Genomic DNA, 24,117 nt, shown 5'->3' with positions numbered 1-24,117 from the left:
ATCGTGCCGTGCTCCGTCGCTGACGGGCCTCATACCGCAATCGCTGTTGATTTGACGCCAACTGGCCGTCGATATCAAGGGAGCTCGACTATGCTGTCACAGTCAGTCAGCGCCCCGTTCGAGCGAGGGTCAGGGAAGGAACCGCTATGCTATCAAGCCGTTTGCCATTACCGAGCGCATCATGAACGCCAAGGCTGCGCGGGCCAACCGCCGCATTCTGATCGTGGATGACACCGCCTCGATCCATCAGGACTTTCGCAAGATCCTGTGTGTCGATGAGCAGGGCGAGCAAACCCTGGACAGTTTGGAGTCCTCCCTCTTCGGCACGACTGCGCCGGTGCGCCAGGGCTTCGAGCTTGACTCCGCCTACCAGGGCGAGGAAGCACTGGCACTGGTCAACACAGCCCTGGCCGCCAATGCCCCCTACGCCATGGTATTTATCGATATGCGCATGCCCCCAGGCTGGGATGGCCTGCAAACCATCGAGCAGTTGTGGAATGCCGACCCCAACCTGCAAATCGCCCTGTGCACCGCCTATTCCGACTATTCCTTCGAAGCCATCGAAGCGCGGTTGAAATATGACGACCAGTTGCTGATCCTGAAAAAGCCCTTCGACCCCCTGGAAATCCGCCAGATGGCCAGCGCTCTGACCTGGAAATGGCAACTGGCCCAGGACGTAGCCCTCAAGGTGATCGCCCTGGAGCGCACCATTGAGGAACGCGTACAGGAGCTGCTCAAGGTCTCGCATTTGTTGCAATACGACGCGCTTACGGCACTGCCCAACAGCACCTTGCTGGGCGACCGGCTGACCCAGGCGATCGCCTTGGGCCGGCGGCACGATACGCAACTGGCGGTGATGTTTCTTGGGCTCGACCGCTTCAAGCGCATCAACAACGCCCTGGGTTACCCGGTGGGCGACGAGTTGCTGCTGCAGGTCAGTCAAAGCCTGGTGGCAACAGTGCGCGCCTCGGACTCGGTGTTTCGCTATGGCTCCGATGAGTTCGTGATCCTGCTCAACGACATCCAGCATCCCCAGCAGACCCAGCATATTGCGCAGAAGGTGCTCCAGGCCGTCAGCGTTACCCGCCACGTGGCGGGGCATGACCTGAGCATCACCGCCAGCCTGGGCATCAGTATCTACCCCAATGACAGCGCCCAAGCAGTGGCGTTGATCAAGCATGCGGAAACCGCCATGCACACCAGCAAGGAGCGTGGCCCGGACGACTTCAGCTTCTATACCGAAGCCATGAACCGGGGCGCCCAGCACCAGCAACACCTGGAAAGCGCGCTGCGCCAGGCACTGGAGCGCAATGAATTCACCCTGCACTACCAGCCCAAGCTGGAGTTGAAAACCGGGCGCATCGTGGGTGCCGAAGCGCTGGCCCGCTGGTTCCAGCCGCGCGCAGGCTGGATCAGCCCGACGGACTTCATTCCCGTGGCCGAAGACAGTGGGCTGATCGTGCGCCTGACCCAATGGGTGTTGCGCCAGGCCTGCGAACAAGCCCAGGCCTGGCGCGCCATGGGCCTGCCATCCTTGCCCATTTCGGTAAATATCTCGGCCATCGATTTTCGCCAGCGCGACTTTGTTGACAACCTGGCCGCCATCCTCCAGCGCACCGGCCTGCCACCCACCCTGCTGGAACTGGAGATCACCGAAAGCGTACTGATGCAAAACGTCGACGCCACCGTGGACAGGTTGCACAGGATCAAAGCCATGGGCGTACGCCTGGCCCTGGATGATTTCGGCACCGGGTACTCCAGCCTCAGCTACCTGCGGCGCTTTCCCATCGACGTGCTGAAAATCGACCAGTCCTTCGTGCGTGGCCTGAGTGTAAATAGCCAGGACGCACAGCTGATCAGCGCTATCATCGGCATGGGCAAGAGCCTGGAGCTGAACATCATCGCCGAGGGCGTGGAAACCCTTGAACAGTTGAAATTCCTCCAAGCCCAGCAGTGCGAGGAAGGCCAGGGTTTTCTCTTCAGCAAGGCCTTGCCGGCCGAGGATTTCGCCCAGTTGCTGCAAGTCGGTGGTGCAACACTGATACCCGATCAATAACCCATTGCCTGCAAGGAGTGCTCGCTTGAGCGATGTCTCGATTTACCGTCTCGGCCTCGTGCTATTGCTGAGTTCGGGCCTGGCGATGCCGTTGATCGCCGCACCGCTGGACGAAGCGCTCAAGCCCCTGCCGGCCATTGCGGTACTCGACCCGGCCAAAGTCGAACTGGGCCGCCAACTGTTCAATGAACCACGGCTGTCGGTCAACAACACGCTGTCCTGCGCCAGCTGTCACCACCTGGAAACCAGTGGTGCCGATGACAAAGCCTTCTCCCTGGGCTTTGATGGCAAGCCGGTGCCCCTCAATACGCCCACCGTGTTCAACGCCAGCCTGAACTTCAAGCAATTCTGGGACGGCCGGGTCGATACCCTGCAGGCGCAGGTCGAACACGTGGTGATCAGCCCGCTGGAAATGGGCAGTGACTGGAAAACCGTGGTGCAGAACCTGTCCGCCCTGCCCGCTTACCAGAACGCGTTCAAGCAGACGTACACCGACGGCGTCACCGCCGCCAATGTGCAAGACGCCCTGGCCACCTATGAGCGTACGCTGCTGACCCCCAACTCGCGGTTTGACCAGTACCTGTTGGGTAATACCGAAATCCTGACAATCCAGGAAAAGTACGGCTATCAACGCTTCAAGGACTACGGCTGCATCGCCTGCCACCAGGGGGTGAATATTGGCGGCAACATGTTTCAGAAGTTCGGCGTGATGGGTGACTACTTCAAGGCCCGCGGCAACCCGCTGGAATCAGACCTGGGCCGCTACCTGTTGACCCAGGATGAAGAAGACCGTCACGTGTTCAAGGTACCCAGCCTGCGCAATGTAGCGGTCACCGCGCCGTACTTCCACGACGCCTCGGCCAAGACCCTGGAGGAGGCCGTCGACGTGATGTTCAAGTACCAGCTGGGACGCACGCCGAGCCAGGAAGACAAGGACCTGATCATCCAGTTTCTCAAGACCTTGACCGGCGAATGGGCGGGTAAGCCCCTATGAGCCGCTCGTCACGCATGTCACGGCGCCGCATCAGCCAGCTCCTCCTGGGTGTGATAACCCTGCTGCTGGTCTCGACGCTGGTGTTTCTGTACCTCAAGTCCTCCCGCGACCAGACGGCCAGTTATACCCAATCACGGGACCTGATCCGCCAGCTCCAGCAGCTCAATGCCCAGTGGGACAGTGAAGTGCTCAAGGCGCGGATTGCGATTACCCACAACTACGATCCTCTGGTCACGCCGCTGGCGGAAATGACGCGGCTCTGGGCTGACCTGCAGAGCCGCGACACTTATCACAACCCGGTCGACCTGCCGCGTTGGCGCACCAGCCAGGAAACCTATCAGGCCGCCATCCAGGAAAAGGCGCGATTGGTGGACCAGTTCAAATCCCACAACGCGGTATTGCGCAACTCGCTGGCTTTTCTGCCGACGGCCGAAGACGATATCCAGGCCCAATTCAATGAAATTGACGATGAAGGCCGGCTGCGCCTGCAAGGCGTGGCCACCGACACCTACGACCTGCTGCTCAGCAGCCTGGAGTTTGCCCAGGTTACCAGCGACGAGCGCGCCGCCGATATCCTGGTAGGCCTGGGCAAGCTGGCGATCAACAAGGAGAGCCTGCCCAGCGACTTCCAGGCGCCGGTGGAGCTGCTCAGCAATCACATCTCGCTGATCCTGCGTGAGCAACCGCTGGTCAACAGCCTGCTTGAGCGGATTGCCGCGGTTCCGGTAGCAGAACGCCTGGACGAGCTGACCACCCACCTCAACCAGGACCAGCAAATGGCCGATCTGGTTGATCATCAATACCATCGCTACCTGCTGGTGTTCTCGACCTTACTGGTGGTGTTGCTGCTCTACCTGGCGGTGCGCCTGCTGCGCAGCTTCGCCGAGATCAACCGGGTCAACCGCGCCCTGCAGGCGGCCAACGAAACCCTGGAGCAACGAGTGGAACGCCGCACCCAACAGCTCAAGGATGCCCAGAGCGAACTGATGGACAGCGCCCGCCAGGCCGGCATGGCCGAGATCGCCACCAATGTGCTGCACAACGTCGGCAACGTGCTCAACAGCGTGAATATCTCCGCCGACCTGGTCGCCCGCACGTTGCGCAACAGCAAGGCCCAGGGGCTGGGCAAGGCCATGCAATTGCTCAACGAGCACCCCGGCGACCTGGGCACCTTCCTGACCGAAGATGCCAAAGGCAAACTGCTGCCGGGCTACTTGAACCAGTTGGTGGACGCGATTGCGCTTGAGCAGCAAGGCATGGCCGATGAGCTGACGCAATTGAGCAAGAGCGTCGACCACATCAAGGACATCGTCTCGACCCAACAGTCCTACGCCGGTGCCTCATCACTGCTCGAACCCGTCGACATCGGCGCCCTGATGGACGACGCCCTGCGCATGAACGCCGGCGCCCTGAGCCGTCATCACGTCACTGTGGTCAAGGAGTACGCGCAGGTGCCGCAGATTCTCGGCGACAAACACCGGCTGCTGCTGATCATGGTCAACCTGATCAGCAACGCCAAGTACGCCATGACCGGCCTCAGCGACCGGCCACGACAGATGACCCTGACGGTGCTGCCGGGGGCTGACGACACCTTGAAGATCAGCGTGAAGGATGACGGCGAAGGGATACCGCCCGAAAATATGATCCGAATCTTCAGCCACGGCTTTACCACGCGCAAGGAAGGCCATGGCTTCGGCCTGCACAGCTGCGCCCTGGCCGCCGTGGAAATGAATGGCCAGCTCAGCGCCCACAGCGACGGGCCGGGCCGTGGTGCGGTATTTACCTTGACTATCCCTCTCACCCACGCCGGAACAACGCCATGAACAAACCACCCAACCGGCGCGTCCTGCTGATTGATGACACGCCGTCCATCCATGATGATTTTCGCAAAATCCTGATGCCCGCCGTGGAATCCAACCAGGCGTTGGACGCGATGGAATCAGCCCTGTTTGGTGAAACCGCCAAACCTCAGGCCCAGGTGTTCGAGCTGCACTCGGCCTATGGCGGTGAAGAAGGCCTGGGCTTGCTGACCACGGCCATGACCGAAAAACGCCCCTATGCCCTGGCTTTTGTCGACATGCGCATGCCCCAGGGCTGGGACGGTGCCCGGACAATTGAAGAATTATGGAAAGTCGCCCCTGACCTGCAAGTGGTGGTGTGTACCGCGTACTCGGATTATTCCTGGGAAGACCTGCTGTTTCGCCTGCATGCCCACGAGCGCTTGCTGATCCTGAAAAAACCCTTCGATAACATTGAAGTCCAGCAAATGGCCAACACCTTGGCCAACAAATGGGACATGGCTCGCCGCGCCTCCCTGCAAACCGAACAGCTGGAGCAACTGGTGGAACAGCGCACCCAGGCGCTGCAACTGGAAATCGACGAGCGCAAGCATCTGGAAAGCCAACTGGTGCAATCGGAGAAACTCGCCTCACTGGGGCAACTCGCGGCCGGTGTTGCCCACGAGATCAACAACCCGGTAGGCTTCATTTCATCCAACCTCAGTACCCTTGATAGCTACTTCAACCAACTGCAGCAGATGCTCGAGGCCTACCAGCACAGTGAAGCGTTCATTGCGGCACAGGATCAGCGTGATCAACTCCAGGCACTGCGCACGAGCTTGGAGCTGGACTTTCTCCAGGAAGATATTCCGATCCTGATCCGCGAATCCAAGGATGGCATTGGCCGCGTGGTACAGATCGTCAAGGACCTGAAGAACTTCTCACGGGTGGATAACGACCAGACCTGGCAGTTCGCCAACCTGCAGCACGGCATTGATTCGACCCTGAACATTGTCGCCAGCGAACTCAAGTACAAGGCTGACGTAGTCAAGCACTACGCGCCGCTGCCGGACATCGAATGCCTGGCCTCGCAGCTCAACCAGGTAGTGATGAACCTGGTGATCAACGCTGCCCAGGCCATGGGCCCCGAGCGCGGTACCATCACCATCAGCAATGGCGTGGAAGGCGAGAACATCTGGCTGGAAGTGGCCGATAACGGTTGCGGGATTGCCCCGCAGGCCATGCAGAAGATCTTCGACCCGTTTTTTACCACCAAGCCAGTGGGTGAAGGTACGGGGCTGGGATTGTCACTGTCCTACGGCATCGTCAAGAAACACCACGGCGACATATCAGTCAGCAGCGAACCGGGCAAGGGCACCACATTTCGGGTGGTCCTGCCGATTCGGCAGACGGCGGCGTAAGGCACGCCGGCGAATCATACTCAAGCGTCAGCCTTTTTCGGGCTCGAACCAAAGGATGCAAAGCGAAGCCGATCAGGAAGAACACCTCTGCGGGCAGTAACGTGGAAACCTTGTTCATCTGAGCCCTGGCAATTCTAGGAACCTGCGCGCGGGTCCTTGCCATAGGTGCGATTGATGGGCGGCGCACTCAGATGTAACTTTCTCAAGATGCCCTCGAAGTTGCTACCGTCCCTGAGCACATGGCCGTCCTGGGTGGAGTCGAGTCGATGGTCATCGCGTAGGGCGGTATACCCTTGTTCAGTAAAGTCCTTCCACATGCCCGCAGGAGTGCCTCGCCTGGCATCGCCGCTGCTGGTAAAGCCTTCAAGCACACCATTGCCGTGGACATCGCCACGGTATTTCCCCTCGGCCGATAGGGAAGTATCGATATAGTTGAGCACCCGCGCGGCGTTGAAAGCGGCGTCAGCTCGCGCGTCCGGGTCTTTATTGTCCTCCGTCCAATCACCCACCAGTTCGAAAGCTAATGAAAAATTGGCATCTTTCACACGTTTCAGGTTGGCGAGGATCGGATTGTCTTTGATAATTTCTTCAGCGGTGCGCTTATCACCTGGTGGACGGCCAGTAGAGAAATCCGGCTTTCGCCTCACATCTTGCTCGGGCTTATTAATACCTTCCATGCGTTTATGCGCTTGGTCGACTTGCTCTTGAAACCGGCCTGTCAGAAGACTCCTATTCCAGTAAGGCATAGGAGGTGCAAGACCAAAGACACCAGTCGAACCCGTCGATGTAGTCATGCGCGAACTCCTCTTCATTATCGCTGTAGACATGATGCACGCGTACCTGTCCTTACACGACAGATGGCATCGGTAATCAAGTAGTGCTGGGAGCCGTGCATTCAGTTCCCTTGCCTACGCACATATATACCTTCGCCTAACAAGCGATTCGGCCTGAGTCGCACAAACAGGCCAACATGTGTCAATCCTTGTTTCGGGTGCCTGCCGATTCGGCAGACGGCGGCGTAAGGCACGCCGCCGAATCATGCTCAAGCGTCAGCCTTTTTCGGGCTCGAACCAAAGGATGCAAAGCGCTTGTTGAACCCGGCAATCCGGCCTTCGGCCTGGGTCTTGCGCTGCTGGCCGGTGTAAATCGGGTGCGACGCGCTGGACACGTCCAACGGGATGTAGGGATAGGTGTTGCCATCGCTGTGTTTGTGGGTGCGGTCGCTGTCGGCGGTGGAGCCGATCAGGAAGAACACGTCGGCGGCAGTATCGTGGAACAGCACGGTGCGATAGTCAGGGTGGATACCAGCTTTCATAAGGCCTCCTGGGCGTTTGGGTGCAATTTAAGTGTTATACAGTAACACAAAATCACTTCACAAACGAGAACCGATTGCAATATTGGTAGACCACAAAGCTCTATGGGCTCCCTGGAAACTGTTACCCACGAAACCCGCAGGCCAGTTTCTGCTCGGCAACCGCCGGGATCCAAGCTGATTTCGTAGAAGGCCTAGCCGCTTGACCCAAGGGCCTTAAATGCCCACAGCATTCAATGCTGACTTGACCACCTGCGGCGTGGACTCATTGTTGCGCACCGCATCTGCATAGCCTTGGGCGATACCCTTGATGTCGCCAATCACAGCGCTGGCAAGGGCCTTATCGAAGCCATCAGCCCGGGTTTTATCAAAACCGGCCTTGGCCCCCTCGATGGCCCCGCCTATCCCCGGCTCCGAATTGCTGATCCCATTGAAAATATTGCTGAGCCCCGGGATGAACCAGGTTTTCTTTCCAACCTCACCCGCGAACCACTGCAGGTCACTTTTGACCGTACCGTCCGCCTTGACATAGCTGTCTCTGGTCGAATCCAGGCGGTGGTCATCGCGCAGTGCGGAATAACCCTGCTCCGTAAAGTCCTTCCACATGCCTGCCGGCGTACCACGCCTGGCATCGCCGCTGCTGGTAATGCCTTCAAGCACGCCATTATCGTGAGCTTTGCCACGATGTTCACCGTTAGCCGATAAGGATGTATCAATGTAATTGAGCACCCGCGCGGCGTTGAATGCGGCATCGGCTCGTGCCTCCGGGTCTTTGTTGTTAATCGTCCAGTCCCCCAAACGTCGGTAGGCCCATTCACGATTGATATCTTTCTGATGACCAAGGTTCTTGAGGATCGGATTGTCGGCGATGATCTGTTCCGCGGAACGGTTATCACCCGGAGGGCGGCCCGTGGAGAAACTCGGTTTTCGCCGCACATCCTGTTCGGGCTTCTCGATACCTTCCATCAGTTTGCACTCTTGGGCGATATACGCAGCTGCCATTTCCTCATGATCATCGGCTAAGTAATCTGAAGCGTTAAAGATACTTCCACTAGCACCAACATTGCTCAATGTAGTCATACAAAAATCACTTGTTCTAGTCGTTATAAACTCCGTCTTGAAAAATGCGTCCTTGGCCTACCAGCGCGATCTGGTCACACCCAGATGCCGAACCAGGTGCCTAAAGAGTGGTAACGCTGCAGTCATCGGTTCCTCTACGACGTTGATAGATATTTGTACAAAGATTCGCACGCACAAATACGCGACCGGAAGATCAATCCTTGTCCGTGCTTTATCGACAGGCGCAGAATGGGCAATCGACCTTCAGAGTTGAAACCAAGGAAAACCGTATGAGCCTGTCTTTGTTAAGCCGTTACGCCTTCTTTGCCGTGTGCGTCATTTTCACCCTCGCCAGCCTCCCTTTTATCGAACATGAATGGCTGTGGCCCATCACCCTGGTCACCGGCATCCTCAGCCTGATCGGTATTTTCGACCTGCTGCAAAGCCCCCACGCGGTGCGCCGCAACTATCCGATCCTGGGCAATATCCGTTACCTGGTGGAAGGTATCCGTCCGGAAATCCGCCAGTACCTGCTGGAGTCCGACAGCGACGCGTTGCCCTTCTCCCGGGCCCAGCGTTCACTGGTGTACTCACGCGCCAAGAATGAAACGGCAGACAAACCCTTCGGCACCTTGATTGACGTGTACCAGTCGGGCTTCGAATTTATCGGCCACTCCATGCGCCCGGCGCCGTTGAGTGACCCCAGTGCCTTTCGCGTGATGGTCGGCGGCCCACAATGCACGCAGCCGTACTCCGCGTCGGTGTTCAATATCTCGGCGATGAGCTTTGGCTCGTTGAGCGCCAACGCGATTCGCGCCCTCAACCAGGGCGCCAAGCTCGGCAATTTTGCCCATGACACCGGCGAAGGCAGCATCAGTCCCTACCATCGCGAAAACGGCGGCGACCTGACCTGGGAACTGGGCAGCGGCTACTTCGGCTGCCGCACCAGCGACGGTCGTTTTGACCCGGAACGCTTCGCCGTGCAGGCGCAGAATCCGCAGGTACGCATGATTGAAATCAAGATGAGCCAGGGCGCCAAGCCCGGCCATGGCGGGATTCTGCCCAAGCACAAGGTCACCCAGGAAATCGCTGACACCCGCGGCATCATGATGGGCGAAGACTGCATCTCGCCATCGCGGCACAGTGCGTTTTCCACGCCAATCGAGCTGATGCAGTTCATCGCCCAGTTGCGTGAACTGTCCGGCGGTAAGCCAGTAGGCTTCAAGTTTTGCCTGGGCCACCCGTGGGAATTCATGGGCATCGCCAAGGCCATGCTCGAAACCGGCATCCTCCCGGACTTTATCGTGGTCGATGGCAAGGAAGGCGGCACCGGCGCCGCGCCGGTGGAGTTCACCGACCATATCGGCGTGCCGCTGCGTGAGGGCCTGCTGTTTGTGCACAACACCTTGGTGGGGCTGAACCTACGCGACAAGATCAAGCTTGGTGCCAGCGGCAAGATCGTCAGCGCCTTCGATATCGCCAGCGTCCTGGCCATCGGCGCCGATTGGGCCAACTCGGCGCGCGGCTTCATGTTCGCCATCGGCTGCATCCAGTCGCAAAGCTGCCACACCAACAAATGTCCGACCGGCGTCGCCACCCAGGACCCACTGCGCCAACGCGCCCTGGTGGTGCCAGACAAAGCCCAGCGCGTGTTCAACTTCCACCGCAACACCCTGCACGCCTTGGCGGAAATGCTCGCCGCTGCCGGCCTGGATCATCCCTCGCAGTTGTCGGCCAAGCATCTGGTACGGCGCATGTCGGCGACCGAAATCAAGCTGTTCTCGCAATTGCATGTGTTCTTGAAACCCGGCGAATTGCTCACCGGCGAAGTGAACGGTGAGTTCTATTCACGCATGTGGCAAATGGCACGAGCGGATAGTTTTGAACCCCATGAAGTCGCCGCTGCCTGAGGACGCCCGCCGTGTTGAAAGTCATCGCCGAGGATTTCATCCGGCCTGAATACCTGGAGACTGTGCGCCCGTGGTACGCCGAACTGGTGGAGAAAACCCGTCAGGAGCCGCTGTGCATCGCCTACGATCTATTTGTGGACCAGAAAGACCCGGGACATTTTATCTTTATCGAACAATGGCCCGATCAGGCGGCGCTGGATGCTCACTGCCAGACCGAGCACTTCAAACGGTTGGTGCCGCAGATCAACGCCTATCAGGCCGAGCCGTGCAGGTTCTTGCTGATGGACGCTGTCTGAAAACAGCCCCGCACTGTCAACTCTGACAGTAGATGATTGTGCTCGGATGCAAAATACTTGAAGGCATGTACCTTGCCCATGGACGGCGCAACCATGCCTTTACGTCTTGCCTCATTAGTCCTCGCCTCCCTTCCGCTAGTGGCCTTAGCCCAGAATGATCCGGTCGAAGACCTGCTAGCGAAAATGAGCCTTGAAGAAAAAATCGGCCAGCTCAGCCAACTCAGTATCCAGAACACCCTTACCGGCCCCGTCATTGATCAAGGCGAACCGACGCAGATGCCAGTGACTCTGGTGGGCTCGGTACTGGGGGCCAGCAGCGCGCAAGCGACCCGTCAGTTGCAGGAACAGGTAATCAACGGCTCCCGACTGCGTATCCCCTTGTTATTCGCTTATGACGTGGTGCACGGTTTTCGTACAGTGTTCCCGGTCCCCCTGGCGCTAGCCTCAGCCTGGGACCCGGACTTGGCCCAACGGACCGCTCGCGTGGCGGCCATTGAGGCCACCGCCAGTGGCGTGCATTGGACCTTTGCGCCAATGGTCGATATTAGCCGTGACCCGCGCTGGGGCCGCGTGGTGGAAGGCGCTGGCGAAGATCCGTTCCTTGGCTCTGCATTGGCCGCCGCACTTGTTCACGGGTTCAAGGGCTCAGGTGCACCTGACATCTCATCCATGCTCGCTACGGCAAAACACTTTGTCGCCTACGGGGCTGCCGAAGGCGGTCGAGACTACAACGTCGCCGATCTGTCGGAGCGGACCTTGAGAGAGGTTTACTTGCCTCCCTTCCAGGCAGCCGTCGCGGCCGGCGTCGATGCAATCATGCCGGCCTTCAACGAGCTGGCCGGCGTTCCCATGAACAGCCATACCGCCCTGCTGACCGGTCTGTTGCGCAAGCAGTGGGGGTTCGCCGGCTTGCTGGTCAGTGATTTCAATGCCGTCTGGGAACTGGGGCCACAAGGTATCGCCGCCACGCCAGCCGACACCGCACGGCTAGCATTCAATGCCGGGGTGGATATCGAGATGGCCAGTCAATCCTATCGCCAGCACCTGCCGACACTGGTGCGCAACGGCCAGGTATCGCGCAAAAACCTGGATGACGCTGTGCGTCGCGTCCTCAAAGCCAAGCAGCGCCTGGGACTGTTCGATGATCCCTACCGGTACAGCGACGAAGCCCGCGAGCGGGCCAGCCAGCTCACGCCGCAGCACCGTGCCCTGGCGCGAGAAGCGGCGCAGAAATCTATCGTCTTACTAAAAAACAACGACGCGCTGCTGCCGCTCTCCAAACAACCGGGTAAGGTCCTGGTGGTCGGCAGCCTCGCTTCGGACGCCAGCGCCACCATCGGCCCATGGGCCGGGGCCGCCCACCCCGAAGACTCCGTCACGGTCCTGCAAGGCCTGCGCAATGCATTAGCCCCTGGCACCCAGATTACTTACCTGCCCGGCGCCTCGCCCATCAGCCAGCACCTCCAGGACATCACGCTGGTTGAAAAAGTCGCGCGTGACAGCGATCTGATAATCGCCGTACTCGGAGAAACTGCAGAACAGAGCGGCGAATCCCATAGCCGCGCCGATCTCGGTCTACCGGGTGGGCAAATCGCGTTGCTAGGCTCATTACTGAAAACAGGAAAGCCGCTGGTCATCGTCCTCATGAACGGCCGCCCCCTAGTGCTCGATGCTTCAGTGCAACAAGCCCATGCATTGCTCGAAACCTGGTTTTTGGGCAGCGAAACCGGAAATGCCGTGGCCGATGTGCTGTTTGGTGACGTCAACCCCAGCGGCAAGCTGCCAATGACCTTCCCTCGCCATGTGGGGCAGATACCAATTTACTACGCCCATAAAAATACAGGTCGCCCACCCAGCGGTGATGGCAGTTACGCATCCGCCTATATCGATGTGCCCTGGACACCGCTCTATCCATTTGGCTTCGGCTTGAGCTACACCTCGTTCAGTTACTCCTCCCCTCGCCTTAGTCACACTCGACTGGCGTCCACACAAACGCTGGGGGTTGAGGTCACCGTCACCAACACCGGCAAACGGGCAGGCGATGAAATCGTCCAGTTATACCTGCGCGATGACGTTGCCAGCGTGACCCGCCCAGTGCGCCGACTACGGGGTTTTCGCAAAATTTATTTGGCACCGGGCGAAAGTCGCAGCGTCAGCTTTTCCCTGGACCAACGGGACTTTGCCTTGCTCGACGAGCATTTTTCGCCGAAGGTCGAAGCCGGCAGTTTTACCGTCTTCGTCGGGCCTGATTCAACCACCACCAACCAGGCGCATTTCGAGGTGAGCGATAAGCGTCAGTTGCCTATTCCGGGCCAGTCTGTCCCAGTGGCGGTGCTAGACTAAATGCCTATAGATTGTTTCCTTACGGGCGAAAAATGGCGAATCGACTCGAAGACACCTGCCCCAAGGAAACCGTATGAGCCTGTCCAATTAACGGCGAGTTCTATACGCATGTCGCAGATGGCGCGGGCGGATAGTTTTGAATCGCAGGAGATGGCGGCGTGATGCGCTCAAGGTGCCTGGTACAACCGTAAATCAAGTTTGCCAGCGGGGCGGGCTTCAACCTCTCGCCACTGCCCACTATATTGAATTCGATGAATCTCAGACGGAGCCACCGACAACCACCAAACGCGCTTCACGCTAGATGGCATGGAATCCAAATCAGAGATGGTATGGTCATCCCAAGTGTCATACATCAATGTGCCTGCACCATAGCCACTGGGCCGCGTCGAGCCATTCTTATTCAAACTAGGCCAGTACAGGTACAAGCCACTATCTCCACCATTATAAAAAACACCACTAAAATAGTAGTGCCCAGCCCCCACCACAACGATATCCCCTTCTTGACGATGACGTGAAATATAGTCAAACACTTCAGGAAATCGGAATTCATGAATGCTTTCGGAATAACCAACTTGACCTTTTTGACTATAATTCAACTTCAACCCGAATAACTCAACACACACCACCGCAACAAATAGCACAGCGCTTACGACGCGATATTCCCTGTGCATGCCCACCAACCCTATTGCCAATATAAGCGGCAGCCCTACAGCGGAGAACATTACATAGCGCTCATAAAAAGCTGGCATAATTAACGAAACAACAAACAAGACAAACATAGGAACAAAAGAAAACAAGACAAGCAACGTAGCGAGCTTATATTGAGTTCTGTCTACTACCAGCAGACAACCGGCGATTAAGACCAATGTAATAGGCAGCACCCAATAGACGGGGGTAAAAACAGCCACATCCGACTTAAGCATAAAAAATCGCCATACCGTGTCTGGCAATGTGTAGGTATTACCCATATACATCCACGTGGTAGCGCCCGTGGCCTTTAGTTTAGAATAATTAACCAGCAAATCAACCAAGCTAAATAGCCAAGGTACATAAGCGACAACGATCATTAGATTGAAACACCACCACGGCAGACTGGTCACATAACCAGCCCGAATAGAAGGATGCAGACGCAGAATCACGAGATAAAGCCAATGGGCGAGCGCCGCCAAAATTGCGTAATAATGAGTGTACAACGCGGCAATCATGAGTACTGCATACAGCACTCCATAACGATAACGTTCCGATCGCTCTACCCAACATGCCAACGCGAATGTGGCTCCGGTTATAAACAGTGTTTCCAGCGCATACATCCTGGCCTCCTGGCTGAATCTAACTAACATCGGAAACAACGCCAGCAAGACACCCGCCATTATAGAAGCACGATAACTTACCCATTTTCGAACCATCACAATACAGAGTGCGACCGTCGCCACGCCCGCTATTGCACTTGGTGTTCGAATTGAAAAAGCTGTCTTTCCGAACAGCTCTATCCATCCGTGAAGTACGAGATAGTAAAGGGGTGGATGGACATCTCTGCCAGTATGAAACCAGATGGCTTCGGGTGATAGCGAACTGATCCATACACTGAACGCTTCGTCGTGCCAGACATAGGGTTCAGTGATTGCATAGAAACGAACTGCGGCAGCCATTACTATAATCAACAGCCATACAGCATAACAGCCGATTTTATCGCGAGCGAAATCATTCATCCTTGACTCCTTCTCTCCTGAGCGCACAAACTATATCTTTCACTACATACCTCGGCCGATGCTTCGCTTCCATATAAATCCGCCCCACATACTCCCCCAATATCCCGATCCCAATCAGTTGTACCCCGCCCAAAAACAAAATCGCGGTCATCAACGACGGATACCCCGGCACGTCATTGCCAAACAACACCTTGTCCACAATCAAAAACCCGGCATACACCAACGCCAACAGCGAAACCCCCCCGCCGATATAACTCCACAACCGCAACGGCAAAGTGCTGAACGAGGTAATCCCATCCAACGCCAGGTTCCACAGTTTCCAGCCATTGAATTTGCTTTGCCCCGCCGTTCGTGGGGCACGGTCGTATTCAACGATGGCAACCGTGAACCCTGCCCACGACAGCACGCCTTTCATGAACAGTTGCTGTTCCGGCAGTGACTTGATCACGTCGACGACTTTGCGGTCCATCAGCCGGAAGTCTCCGACGTTTTCTTCGATATGGGTGTAGGCGATCAGGTTGAGCAAGCGGTAGAACAACGATGCACTGTGACGCTTGAGATAGCCGTCGCTGGAGCGGTCGTGCCGTTTGGCCAGCACCACGTCGGCGCCCTGCTGCCACGCAGCGATCAGCCGAGGGACAACGTCGATCGGGTCCTGCAAATCCACGTCCATGGGCACGACCGCGTCGCCCGTGGCGTATTCCAGCCCGGCAAACAACGCGGCTTCCTTACCGAAATTGCGTGAGAAGTTGATCAGCATCACGTCGCGATCAGCCAGCGCCAGCGCCTCGGCGAGCTCGGCCGTGCGGTCAGTGCTGCCATCGTTGATGAACACAATTTCCACAGTACAGGCCTGCAATAACGAGTCTTGCCGAACCGCACGGTAAAACGCGCCCACCGTCTGTTCCTCATTGAACAGAGGCACTACCAGTGAGACCCTCATTGGCTACCCTCGCGAAACACCACCCACCGCGACAGCAGAAACCCGCACAACAGACTGACCAGGGAAAACACCAGCACAGTGACAAGCCCGGGCAGGTGCAGATGATCACCCAGCCAACCCGCCAACAGGCTCAAGGCCCCCATGCAGGTCATGAACAGCAGGTAGCGGCCCAAGGAAACCGGCATGGCAAACGTAAACAGGGCATTCACGTAGAACGAGAAGGATGCCGCCACACAGAAGGCCAAAAAATTACTCGACGCCTGGCTGAGCTCAAATCCTGCTCGCAACATAAAAAACAGCTGCCAATGGATCACCGTGTTGGCGATACCAATCACTGTGTAAAGGGTGAAACCTTTCCATAGCCGGGCCATACCGTCGTCCTTTGCGGTTACGTCTTAGCAAGCCATGGCGCTCCTTTTGCGTCTACTGTCAAAGTTGACAGGTTCCCACCCTTCTAAGGCTGAGACATCCAGTAATATCCACCCTTTGCATTTGCTTACAAATACCGCCAACCTGCGCCCGCCCGATGTGCGGCGTACGACAACCCGCGCACTCACCTATCGTCATTCAACAACTTGTTCAAGAGCCCGCTGCCATGCTGAACGGACGCGACCCGCGCATCGATTTTTTTCGGGGCCTGGCGTTGATCTTCATTTTCTGGGATCACGTGCCCCACAACCCCCTCGGCTTGATCACCTTGCGTAACTTCGGTTTCAGCGACGCCGCAGAAGTCTTCGTATTTCTCGCCGGCTTCGCCTCGGTGCTGGCATACGGCAAGGTCCTGCAACGCGAGGGCTACTGGATGGCCTGCCTGAAGATCCTGCGACGCACCTGGGTGCTGTACGTGGTGCATATCTTCCTGCTGGCCCTGTTAATGGGCATCGTGTTCTTCGCCAACAGCCACGTGGAAACCCGAGACCTGGTGGCGGAAATGGGGCTGACGCACTTCATCACCCACCCGCAACAGGCGCTGACCGATGAACTGCTGCTGCGCTTCAAGCCCAACCTGATGGACCCGTTGCCGCTGTACATCATCTTGCTTGCCGGCTTGTCCGTGGTGTTGCCATTGATGGTGCGCGCCACCTGGGCGGTGGTAGGCGTTTCGCTGGTGATATACCTGATGGCACCGTGGATGGGCTGGAATCTGCGGGCGATCGCCGACGGCGTGTGGTATTTCAACCCGGTCACCTGGCAGTTGCTGTTTGTGCTGGGGGGCGCCGCGGCGATCTACAGCCAGCGGCCCCGCGTGCCCGAGACACGTTCCTTGTATCGTCAGCCGCTGTTCGTCGCGGCAGCATTCTATGTGGTGGTGGCCGGTGTGATCACGCTGTCGTGGCTCTGGCCTGAAGTGCATGACGCAGTGATGCCGGCCACGCTCAGCAACCTGCTGTACCCCATCAGCAAGACCGACCTGTCGCCGGTGCGCCTGGTGCATTTCCTTGCCCTGGCCTATGTCACCGCCAAACTGCTGCCTGGCCGGAGCTGGACGCAAAACCCGCTGGCCGAGCGCGTCTGCCAGATGGGCCGCTATTCACTCGAGGTGTTTTGCCTGGGTGTAGTGCTGGCACCGCTGGCGGATATGCTCAATGCCCTGGCGGATGACGCCGTGACCATGCAACTGCTCACTGCCTTGGTCGGTGTGGTGCTGATGTCGGCCCTCGCTGCCTGGCTGGATTTCAACAGACGCCTCCATCAGGCGGCTCGCGAAACGGCGCTAAATAGGTAATCCCCGTCGACACATGCCGAGTGCTTCTATCTGCCTTCCACTTCACTGTGAAAGGAACAGCACTTGGCTACCCATCTACTGCTCAACGGACTGTCGGGTAACCTGCAGTCCAATGAATCCTGGGCCCGGCAGCAGGCCCTGGAATTTATCCGCCAGACGTTCACGCGCACCCTCGCCAGCCTCACCCCCAGCCAACAGCAGGACTATGTCCGGCTGCAACGTGAAGCCCTCCATGCCCTCAACGCAGTGGACAAGGCCAACACTGAGCTGATTGATGCCTTCAAGACCGACGGGCTGGTGCAATTGCGCAGCAAACTCGGTGGGCTGGACCCCGAGGCGATTTTCCTGCACACCCGCTACCTGGAAGACGTCGGTGCGCCCCAGCCATGGGAGCCGCGCACCAGCGACATCTTGCCGCTCGCCGGACAGCGCTTTCGGCGCGCCTTTGATGAATGGATGTACCGCGCCCATATATCCACGATGTCGCTATGGGACGCTGCCTGCCTGAACTTCGATTTTGCCACCGAGGTGAAACACAAAACGGGGCATAGTTTCGTCGACTCCACTTACCTCACCGGGGTGGATAAGCAGCAACTGAATGTGCAGCGTTTTATCGCCATCAGCCGCGAACTGGACCTGGGCGGCCAGTTGAAAAACCGCCTGGAGACCGTCCTGGGCCCGGGCGGGACCCTCCAGGCACTGATTCAGGCCAGTGCCCGTGCATGCCTGCGCTTCGAAGCCCTGGAAGCCTATCGCAACCGCGCCAGTACCGGTGTCACCTGGGCACTCCACGAGCAACTGGTACAGGCCATCGACGGCAGTGGTCCGGCCTTGGGCTTCGACACCCTGAGTATGCAAACCGGACCCTATGAAACTGCGGTGCCGCTCCCCCTGCTGTTGATCCGGGTAGCCAGCCTCGGCGTACTATCCTACTTTCCGTTTCGCCCCGGTGGCGCCCTGCATTTTCACACCGACGCCAAGGCCGCCGGCGCGCAGTTTCTGGCCGACCTCAAGCTTGGCCAGCGCAACCGCGACTTGGGTTGGTTCTCCCGACAGTTGCCCATGTCGCAGATGCACGCCTTCAAGCAACTGTTGAGCGACGAGTCCCGCCCTACGGGCCTCAGCCCGGCGGCAGGGTTTCTGTATGACACCTTCCATCACTGGTTCCCGGAGCGCACCGTCGATCAACTTCGGTTTACCAACGACCCGCAATCCGGGCCGGGCAAGACCCTGGTGCAGGCTTTCGCAGCGCGCCAGGTACAGCGTTACCAAGCCAATCTGTCGACCCTGGCCACCACCCGCTCCGAGCGCGACTTGCAAGCGGTAATTGACGGCGCCGCCGCGGTGGCCGATGAAGTCCTGCAACTGCTGCTCACGCCCATACCAGGTGGCGTTACCGGCCTGAACCGGATCATGCAGGCCGTGGTATTTGGCAGCCTCAGCTATAGCCTGGTCGCCGGGATCACCCAGGCAGCCCAGGGCGAAGCCAGCAACTTCGCCGCCGCCCTGACCGATGTCGCCGACCTGGCGGTCAATGGCCTGCTGATCTCTACAGCCGGCCGCGTGCATCGCCTGCGTATGGAAGGGCTGCTGCAACGCCTGGGCAACCCGCGCAAAGTGCAGCGCGCCGACGGTGAATTCGAACTGTGGAAACCCGATATCAGCCCCTTCGCCACCCTCGACCAGCACCTGCTCAACGGTCAGGTCGCTAACCCCCAGGGCGTTTATCAGGTCAACGGCAATCAATATGTGTGGCTGATACAGGACCAGCAGCGCCAAGTGGTGCAAGTGCAACTCGACCCGCAGTCCCAGCGTTTTGTCCTCAAACAACACAATGGCGCCAGCTTCGCGCCACCGATTATCTTCAACCCGGCACAACAAGCCTGGACCCTGGACCTGCAAGGCGCCCACACCTTGTCTGATGTGCAATTGGCCGAGCGCATGCTACCCAACGGCTCAAGCGCCGTGCCTTCTACTGCCATGGAGCGCATGCTGCGCAGCACCTCCACCACCCGCGCCACCCTAGACCGGATCTGGGCCGGAGAACCCGCGCCGGTTAACCTGATCGAAAGTGTGCGCCGCTTGCAAGTCGACCAGGTCATCAAGCAGTTGATCCACGACTTCCACCGTCGCGGCCATATGCCGCCTTATGCCGATAGCAGCGTGCTGTGCCTGCTGACCCAACTGGAGACTTGGCCCCGGGACTGCGCCATCCGCATTCACGACCAGGCGGGCACCCCTATGGAGACCTATGCCGGTAGCCGCCAGCTACCACCGGCAGTCCAGTTCATCGACCTGACCCGACGCGATGACGGCACCTACCTGGCCTTCGGCGACAACACCCAGGGCGTAGCGCGCCAGGAACAACTGTTCGAACTGATCATGGCCGGGCAACCCGCTGATTCCACCCTGGGCAAGGAAGGCAGCGCGCACCTGACCCTCGCCCAGCGCATTGCGCGCGTGCGCGTGCAAATCAGTGCCCTGGCCAAGGCCCGGCAAATTGAGTTATTCAGCGCCATGACCCGCCACGCCGGCAAGGCACGCGAGCAGGTCCCGGCCACCGATGGTGCCAGCGAGCTGGTGCCGATCAAAGTCGCGTCGCCCCTCGTGGAAGTGACCCCGCTGCTGCAAAAGCTGCATGACCTGTACCCACCCCTGACTCCGGCCAACCTGCAACAGCTGTTAGTGCAAACGCCACTCACCGCGGCGCAGCAAAGCCAGTTTCTCAGCCATGGTCAGTTACCCGCCAGCGTGCAGCGACACCTGGAACATCAGCGCACTGCCCTGCGCATCGACGCGGTGATAGATGGCCTCTACCACCCTCGGGCCTACCACCAGGACACCGATCAGTGGGCGCGGGAATTCGCCTCCAGCCTGGTGCGCAAAACCCTGGGCCGTCACTTCGTGGTCACCGAAATGAACAACGGTGCACCTGCCGACCGCTACGTCTCCAGCGGGCCGAACGACACCACAGTAGAACTGCTGCATTACGGTGAAGGCCGCTACCAAGCCTACGATATGCGCAACGGCGGGCCCATCCCGGTCTCACCGCCAGCGGACAGTTTCTACCTGGCCATCGGCTCCGTGCTGCAACCCCATGAGCGTACGCAATTGGGCATGCGCTCGGCCGCCGACGCCCAGGGCCTGCGCCAGACTCTCGGCGACCTGATGAGCACACAGCGCAGCCCCGATGGCTATGTCAGCTTGTTGGACAACTCCCTGGCCCAGTACGAACAGCCCATCGTGCTACCCACCGACCTGCTGCCCAACGCCCAAGGCTTGTACGAATACCAGGGCCAGCAACTGGTGCCGCTGTACGGCTCGCTGTACCCGGTCGTCTTCGACAATACCCTGCTCAAATGGCGCCTCAAGCACCCGCAAAAAGTCGGGGTCCAGACCCCGCGTTTGGAGCACAACGGCTTGGGCGCGTGGCGCTTGTCCAGCGAAAATCCGATGACCTGGGACGACCATCGCTTGTTCTATCGCCTGGGCCCCCAGGACTACAACGTCGACCAGCCCACCGCCGCGCGCATCCTGCGTATCACAGGCACCCCGCCCAGTGCTCTGCGCCAGGTGCACAGCGCCAACCTGCCGCCACCGCCGCTGCTGGCCGATACCAGCAAACGCTTTCGCATCGAGCGTGAGATCGAGTCCTTCATCCAGGCCATGACCACCTATTCAGCCAAGGGCAATGCCCGGCCCGCCCTGCAATTGTTGCTGGCGTGTGCGCTGCCCACGTGGCCGGCGAGCCATGTACTGCATGTGGTCGACAGCGATGGGCAGATCATTCGCAGCTTCCCGGCCGCTAACGCCAGAGCCCCGAATATCATCCGCATGAGCTTTGAACAGAGTCGCGGCGCCGAACCGCTGAGCGCCATTGTCAGGAACGACACTGTGGCCCGCGCTCTGCTGGATGAGCTCCCCGAAAGTCTCGAAGAACGTCTGTTCAAACTCGGCAAAAAAATCGCCGAGTATGCTCACCGTGAGCGCACACAGTTGTTCGACACCCTCTACGCCCAAAGTGAAAGCAATGGCACCACGGCCCTGCAACGTCGTTTGCGGCAGCACTACCCCAACCTGCCCGGCAGTGCCCTCGACGCAATGCTCGAACAGGCCAGCCCCCGAGAACTCAAGCAATTGCATGAACACGACGAGGTCGGACTGCGCCTGGCCGAGCAGGCGCGCCTGAGCGCCAACGATGTGCGCCTCAACCGGGCCTTTGAAGGCCTGTACCTACGCACCCTGCGCAATCCCGACAGCGAAACGATCATCCTGCACCTGCTCAAGTCGGCGGCAGGCTGGCCAGCCAACACACGGCTGGACATCCATTTAGTCGATGCCAATGGTGCATTGCTCAACAGCGCCGGGCACTTGGACGGCAGCGCGCGCAAGGTGCTGGCCAATGTCGATGGGCGCTACCTGGCATATGACCAGCAGGGGCAACTGCTCGGCGACACGGCAGAGGATCTGCTCGGGGCACTCAGCCTGGTGCTGGGCGGTGTCGAACTGGCGCCCCTGCAAAACAGCATCGCCGACGCGGCACTTAACCAGCGCATCGCCATCAAGGCCCTGCTGGACATCCCCCACATCCCCCACTGGTTGCAGCCGCCCATGGCGCTGGACACCTCATTCACCGCCTACCCCTTCTCGCTGAGCAATCTGTGGCCATTTAACAGCCAGCAACCGGTTGACCTGGTGAGCAAGGTGCTCGAACTCTACCCCAGCCTCAATCGGGCTGCCGCCCACGACCTGATCGACGACCTGGGCATGAGCGACCCGGCCGCGTTGATCGAACTGCAACGGCGCAAAGTCGAATACCAGGCGCTGGACCATGGCCTGACGCGCTGGGCCGATGCCCCCCATGCCAACGACGCCGATGACCCCCTGGGCTTGAACCTGGGCAGGCGACGCTTTGTCGCCCAGCAGATCCGCCGTGCCTGGCGTCGCGAAACCGGCGCTCCGTATCAGAACGGCCTGTTCGACGCCCACCATCTGGTGGTGCAACTGGACGGCAACGACCTGCCCGACCCCGACTTCATCCTTGGCACCCGAGGTTTCGAACACATTGAATCGCTACGCCTGATGGCCGATGAGTTTCCCGCCACCGGCAACGCGTTCTTGAGCAAGTTCGTGAACCTCAAATACCTGCAGGTCGATTGCCAGCTCACTGAACTGCCGACCAGCATCACCGATATGACCCAGCTCGAGCACCTGGACCTGAGCTCCAACGACATCCGGCTGACAGTCGAGGCCCGCGAGCGCCTCAGGTCTCTCACGCGCCTGGAAGAGTTACACCTGGACGGCAACTCACTGGTGCTGACGCCGGATGTCAGCACCATGACCCGCCTGCGGATCTTGAGCCTGCGCGGCACCGGCATCACCCAGTGGCCGATTGGCGCCGAGCGGCGCCCCAATATGAATGCACTGCTATTGCAGGATAACTTCATCACCCATGTGCCCCCTGTGCTGTATACCGACGCACGCATGCACCTCACCAACCGCAACACTTACCTGCATGGCAACGACTTGAGCCCGGACACATGGCTCAGGCTCGACGAATACAGACAAAGTACCGGCATCCGCTTGGGCGGTGCTGCGCGGGGGCCACAACATGCGCCGGCTGCGCCGCACGAGATAGACCAGTGGCTGGCCGGTGTGCCAGCGACCGAACATCCCAAGCGCAAGCAGCTATGGGAGCAGCTGCGCGCCAATGAATCGGTACACGCAGATGATGTGTTCGAAGTGCTTCGAGACCTGCCCAATACCTATGCCTACAGCGCCTCCAGCGAGTCCAGGCAAGCACTGACCACAAGAGTCTGGACCTTATTGCTGGCGATGGCCGACTCCACTGAACTGCGCAACAACGTCTGCCTCAATACCTACGGCGCCGGTGACTGCGGAGACAGCGTCCTGCTTGCATTCACCAAGATGGAGCTTGAACTTCGCATACACCAGGCCAAGGCAAAGACTCGTACCTACGAGAGCGACAGGGACTTGCTGAAATTGGCCACCGGGCGTTTTTACTTGAACCAACTGGATGAGTTTTCCGCCAGGTTCATTGAGCTTCGGGAAATGGCCGCACTTGAAGTCGACCCGGCCGAGGTGACTATTTATATGCGCGCCCAGTTGGCCGATGAATTCGACCTGCCCTTTCATCCATTGGAGTTGCTCTACACCGTTGACACCTACGTGACCGACACGGTGCTCGATGATGCTCGCACCGAGCTGCGTCGGCTCGGAGCAAGCTCGGCCTTGCAGGAATGGTTGCTGATGGAAGGATTCTGGATCGAGTACCTGGCCAGGAGTCATCCGGAGCCCTTTTCTACCGTCAAGGACAGTATCAAGCACAAAGTGCGACAGTTGGATAAGGAGCTGACAGACAAACGTTCGGAAGACTATCTGGAGCGGCGTCAGTCACTGGTCGACCTGGAGCAGGCGGAACTCAACCGCCTGGTGCGGCAACTGACCCTCGCCACACAGGCTGCCTTGCAACATGCCTGATCGACGTTAGAGCCAACTACATGCGACCTGTGGCGAGGTGGTTTGCTTCCTCGCCACAGGTTTAGCCAC

The 24,117-nt window shown here is 58.8% G+C and carries 15 protein-coding genes; 9 read left to right on the top strand and 6 right to left on the bottom strand.

The window, feature by feature from the left end; translation table 11 throughout:
* Positions 1-181 precede the first annotated feature (181 nt).
* The 4 genes from QYQ93_RS06500 to QYQ93_RS06485 all read left to right on the top strand — a co-directional run bounded on the left by QYQ93_RS06500 (position 182) and on the right by QYQ93_RS06485 (position 6,249).
* The gene (locus QYQ93_RS06500; protein ID WP_338476568.1) at positions 182-2,056 is read left to right on the top strand and encodes a putative bifunctional diguanylate cyclase/phosphodiesterase; all 1,875 of its coding nucleotides are present in this window, start codon (positions 182-184) and stop codon (positions 2,054-2,056) included.
* An 85-nt stretch (positions 2,057-2,141) separates the two neighbouring features.
* Entirely contained in the window at positions 2,142-3,050 is a 909-nt protein-coding gene (locus QYQ93_RS06495; RefSeq protein ID WP_419178703.1) for a cytochrome-c peroxidase, read from the top strand.
* 14 nt (positions 3,051-3,064) lie between these two features.
* The gene (locus QYQ93_RS06490; RefSeq protein WP_043050138.1) at positions 3,065-4,873 is read left to right on the top strand and encodes a DAHL domain-containing protein; all 1,809 of its coding nucleotides are present in this window, start codon (positions 3,065-3,067) and stop codon (positions 4,871-4,873) included.
* Entirely contained in the window at positions 4,870-6,249 is a 1,380-nt protein-coding gene (locus QYQ93_RS06485; RefSeq protein ID WP_338476567.1) for an ATP-binding protein, read from the top strand. The genes QYQ93_RS06490 and QYQ93_RS06485 overlap by 4 nt, the downstream gene beginning before the upstream one ends.
* A 134-nt stretch (positions 6,250-6,383) precedes the next feature.
* Here the strand turns inward: QYQ93_RS06485 and QYQ93_RS06480 are convergent, their stop codons facing one another.
* From QYQ93_RS06480 to QYQ93_RS06470, 3 genes are all read right to left on the bottom strand, one after another.
* On the bottom strand, positions 6,384-7,043 hold the full coding sequence (locus QYQ93_RS06480) for a hypothetical protein (protein WP_338476566.1): 660 nt from the start codon (positions 7,041-7,043) through the stop codon (positions 6,384-6,386).
* Positions 7,044-7,291: 248 nt separating this feature from the next.
* Positions 7,292-7,564: a type B 50S ribosomal protein L31 gene (locus tag QYQ93_RS06475; RefSeq protein WP_016970719.1), complete on the bottom strand. Its 273-nt coding sequence runs from the start codon at positions 7,562-7,564 to the stop codon at positions 7,292-7,294.
* A gap of 213 nt (positions 7,565-7,777) precedes the next feature.
* Positions 7,778-8,641 (bottom strand): hypothetical protein, encoded by an 864-nt coding sequence (locus tag QYQ93_RS06470; protein ID WP_338476565.1) that lies wholly within the window; start codon positions 8,639-8,641, stop codon positions 7,778-7,780.
* 269 nt (positions 8,642-8,910) lie between these two features.
* On the opposite strand from QYQ93_RS06470, the gene QYQ93_RS06465 reads away from it, so the two are divergent.
* The 3 genes from QYQ93_RS06465 (at position 8,911) to QYQ93_RS06455 (ending at position 13,169) form a co-directional block, all read left to right on the top strand.
* Complete coding sequence (locus tag QYQ93_RS06465; RefSeq protein WP_043050135.1) at positions 8,911-10,530, top strand: FMN-binding glutamate synthase family protein; 1,620 nt, start codon at positions 8,911-8,913, stop codon at positions 10,528-10,530.
* 11 nt (positions 10,531-10,541) lie between these two features.
* Positions 10,542-10,826, top strand: coding sequence for a putative quinol monooxygenase (locus QYQ93_RS06460; protein ID WP_338476564.1), 285 nt, complete (start codon positions 10,542-10,544; stop codon positions 10,824-10,826).
* 78 nt (positions 10,827-10,904) lie between these two features.
* A complete protein-coding gene (locus QYQ93_RS06455) occupies positions 10,905-13,169 on the top strand; it encodes a glycoside hydrolase family 3 N-terminal domain-containing protein (protein ID WP_338476563.1) in 2,265 nt (754 codons plus the stop codon).
* Between the two features lie 167 nt (positions 13,170-13,336).
* On the opposite strand, the gene QYQ93_RS06450 is transcribed toward QYQ93_RS06455, so the two are convergent.
* The 3 genes from QYQ93_RS06450 to QYQ93_RS06440 are packed head-to-tail and all read right to left on the bottom strand — an operon-like array spanning position 13,337 to position 16,192.
* The gene (locus QYQ93_RS06450; RefSeq protein ID WP_338476562.1) at positions 13,337-14,878 is read right to left on the bottom strand and encodes a glycosyltransferase family 39 protein; all 1,542 of its coding nucleotides are present in this window, start codon (positions 14,876-14,878) and stop codon (positions 13,337-13,339) included.
* Positions 14,871-15,821, bottom strand: coding sequence for a glycosyltransferase family 2 protein (locus QYQ93_RS06445; protein ID WP_338476561.1), 951 nt, complete (start codon positions 15,819-15,821; stop codon positions 14,871-14,873). Before QYQ93_RS06445 ends, QYQ93_RS06450 begins: the two co-directional genes overlap by 8 nt.
* Positions 15,818-16,192, bottom strand: a complete 375-nt coding sequence (locus QYQ93_RS06440; protein ID WP_043050132.1) for a GtrA family protein — start codon at positions 16,190-16,192, stop codon at positions 15,818-15,820. Before QYQ93_RS06440 ends, QYQ93_RS06445 begins: the two co-directional genes overlap by 4 nt.
* Positions 16,193-16,416: 224 nt before the next feature.
* Between QYQ93_RS06440 and QYQ93_RS06435 the strand changes: the two genes are divergently transcribed.
* Both QYQ93_RS06435 and QYQ93_RS06430 read left to right on the top strand, forming a co-directional pair.
* Positions 16,417-17,547 carry an OpgC domain-containing protein gene (locus QYQ93_RS06435; protein ID WP_338476560.1) on the top strand — a complete coding sequence of 377 codons (1,131 nt, stop codon included), beginning with the start codon at positions 16,417-16,419 and terminating at the stop codon, positions 17,545-17,547.
* A gap of 63 nt (positions 17,548-17,610) precedes the next feature.
* Positions 17,611-24,048, top strand: a complete 6,438-nt coding sequence (locus tag QYQ93_RS06430) for an NEL-type E3 ubiquitin ligase domain-containing protein (protein WP_338476559.1) — start codon at positions 17,611-17,613, stop codon at positions 24,046-24,048.
* The last annotated feature ends 69 nt before the right edge of the window (positions 24,049-24,117 follow it).

The sequence above is a fragment of the Pseudomonas khavaziana genome, assembly GCF_036704165.1.
In the GTDB taxonomy this organism is placed as follows: domain Bacteria; phylum Pseudomonadota; class Gammaproteobacteria; order Pseudomonadales; family Pseudomonadaceae; genus Aquipseudomonas; species Aquipseudomonas khavaziana.
The sequence above is the reverse complement of the archived record's forward strand: the minus strand, read 5'-3'. Positions and strand labels throughout refer to the sequence as shown.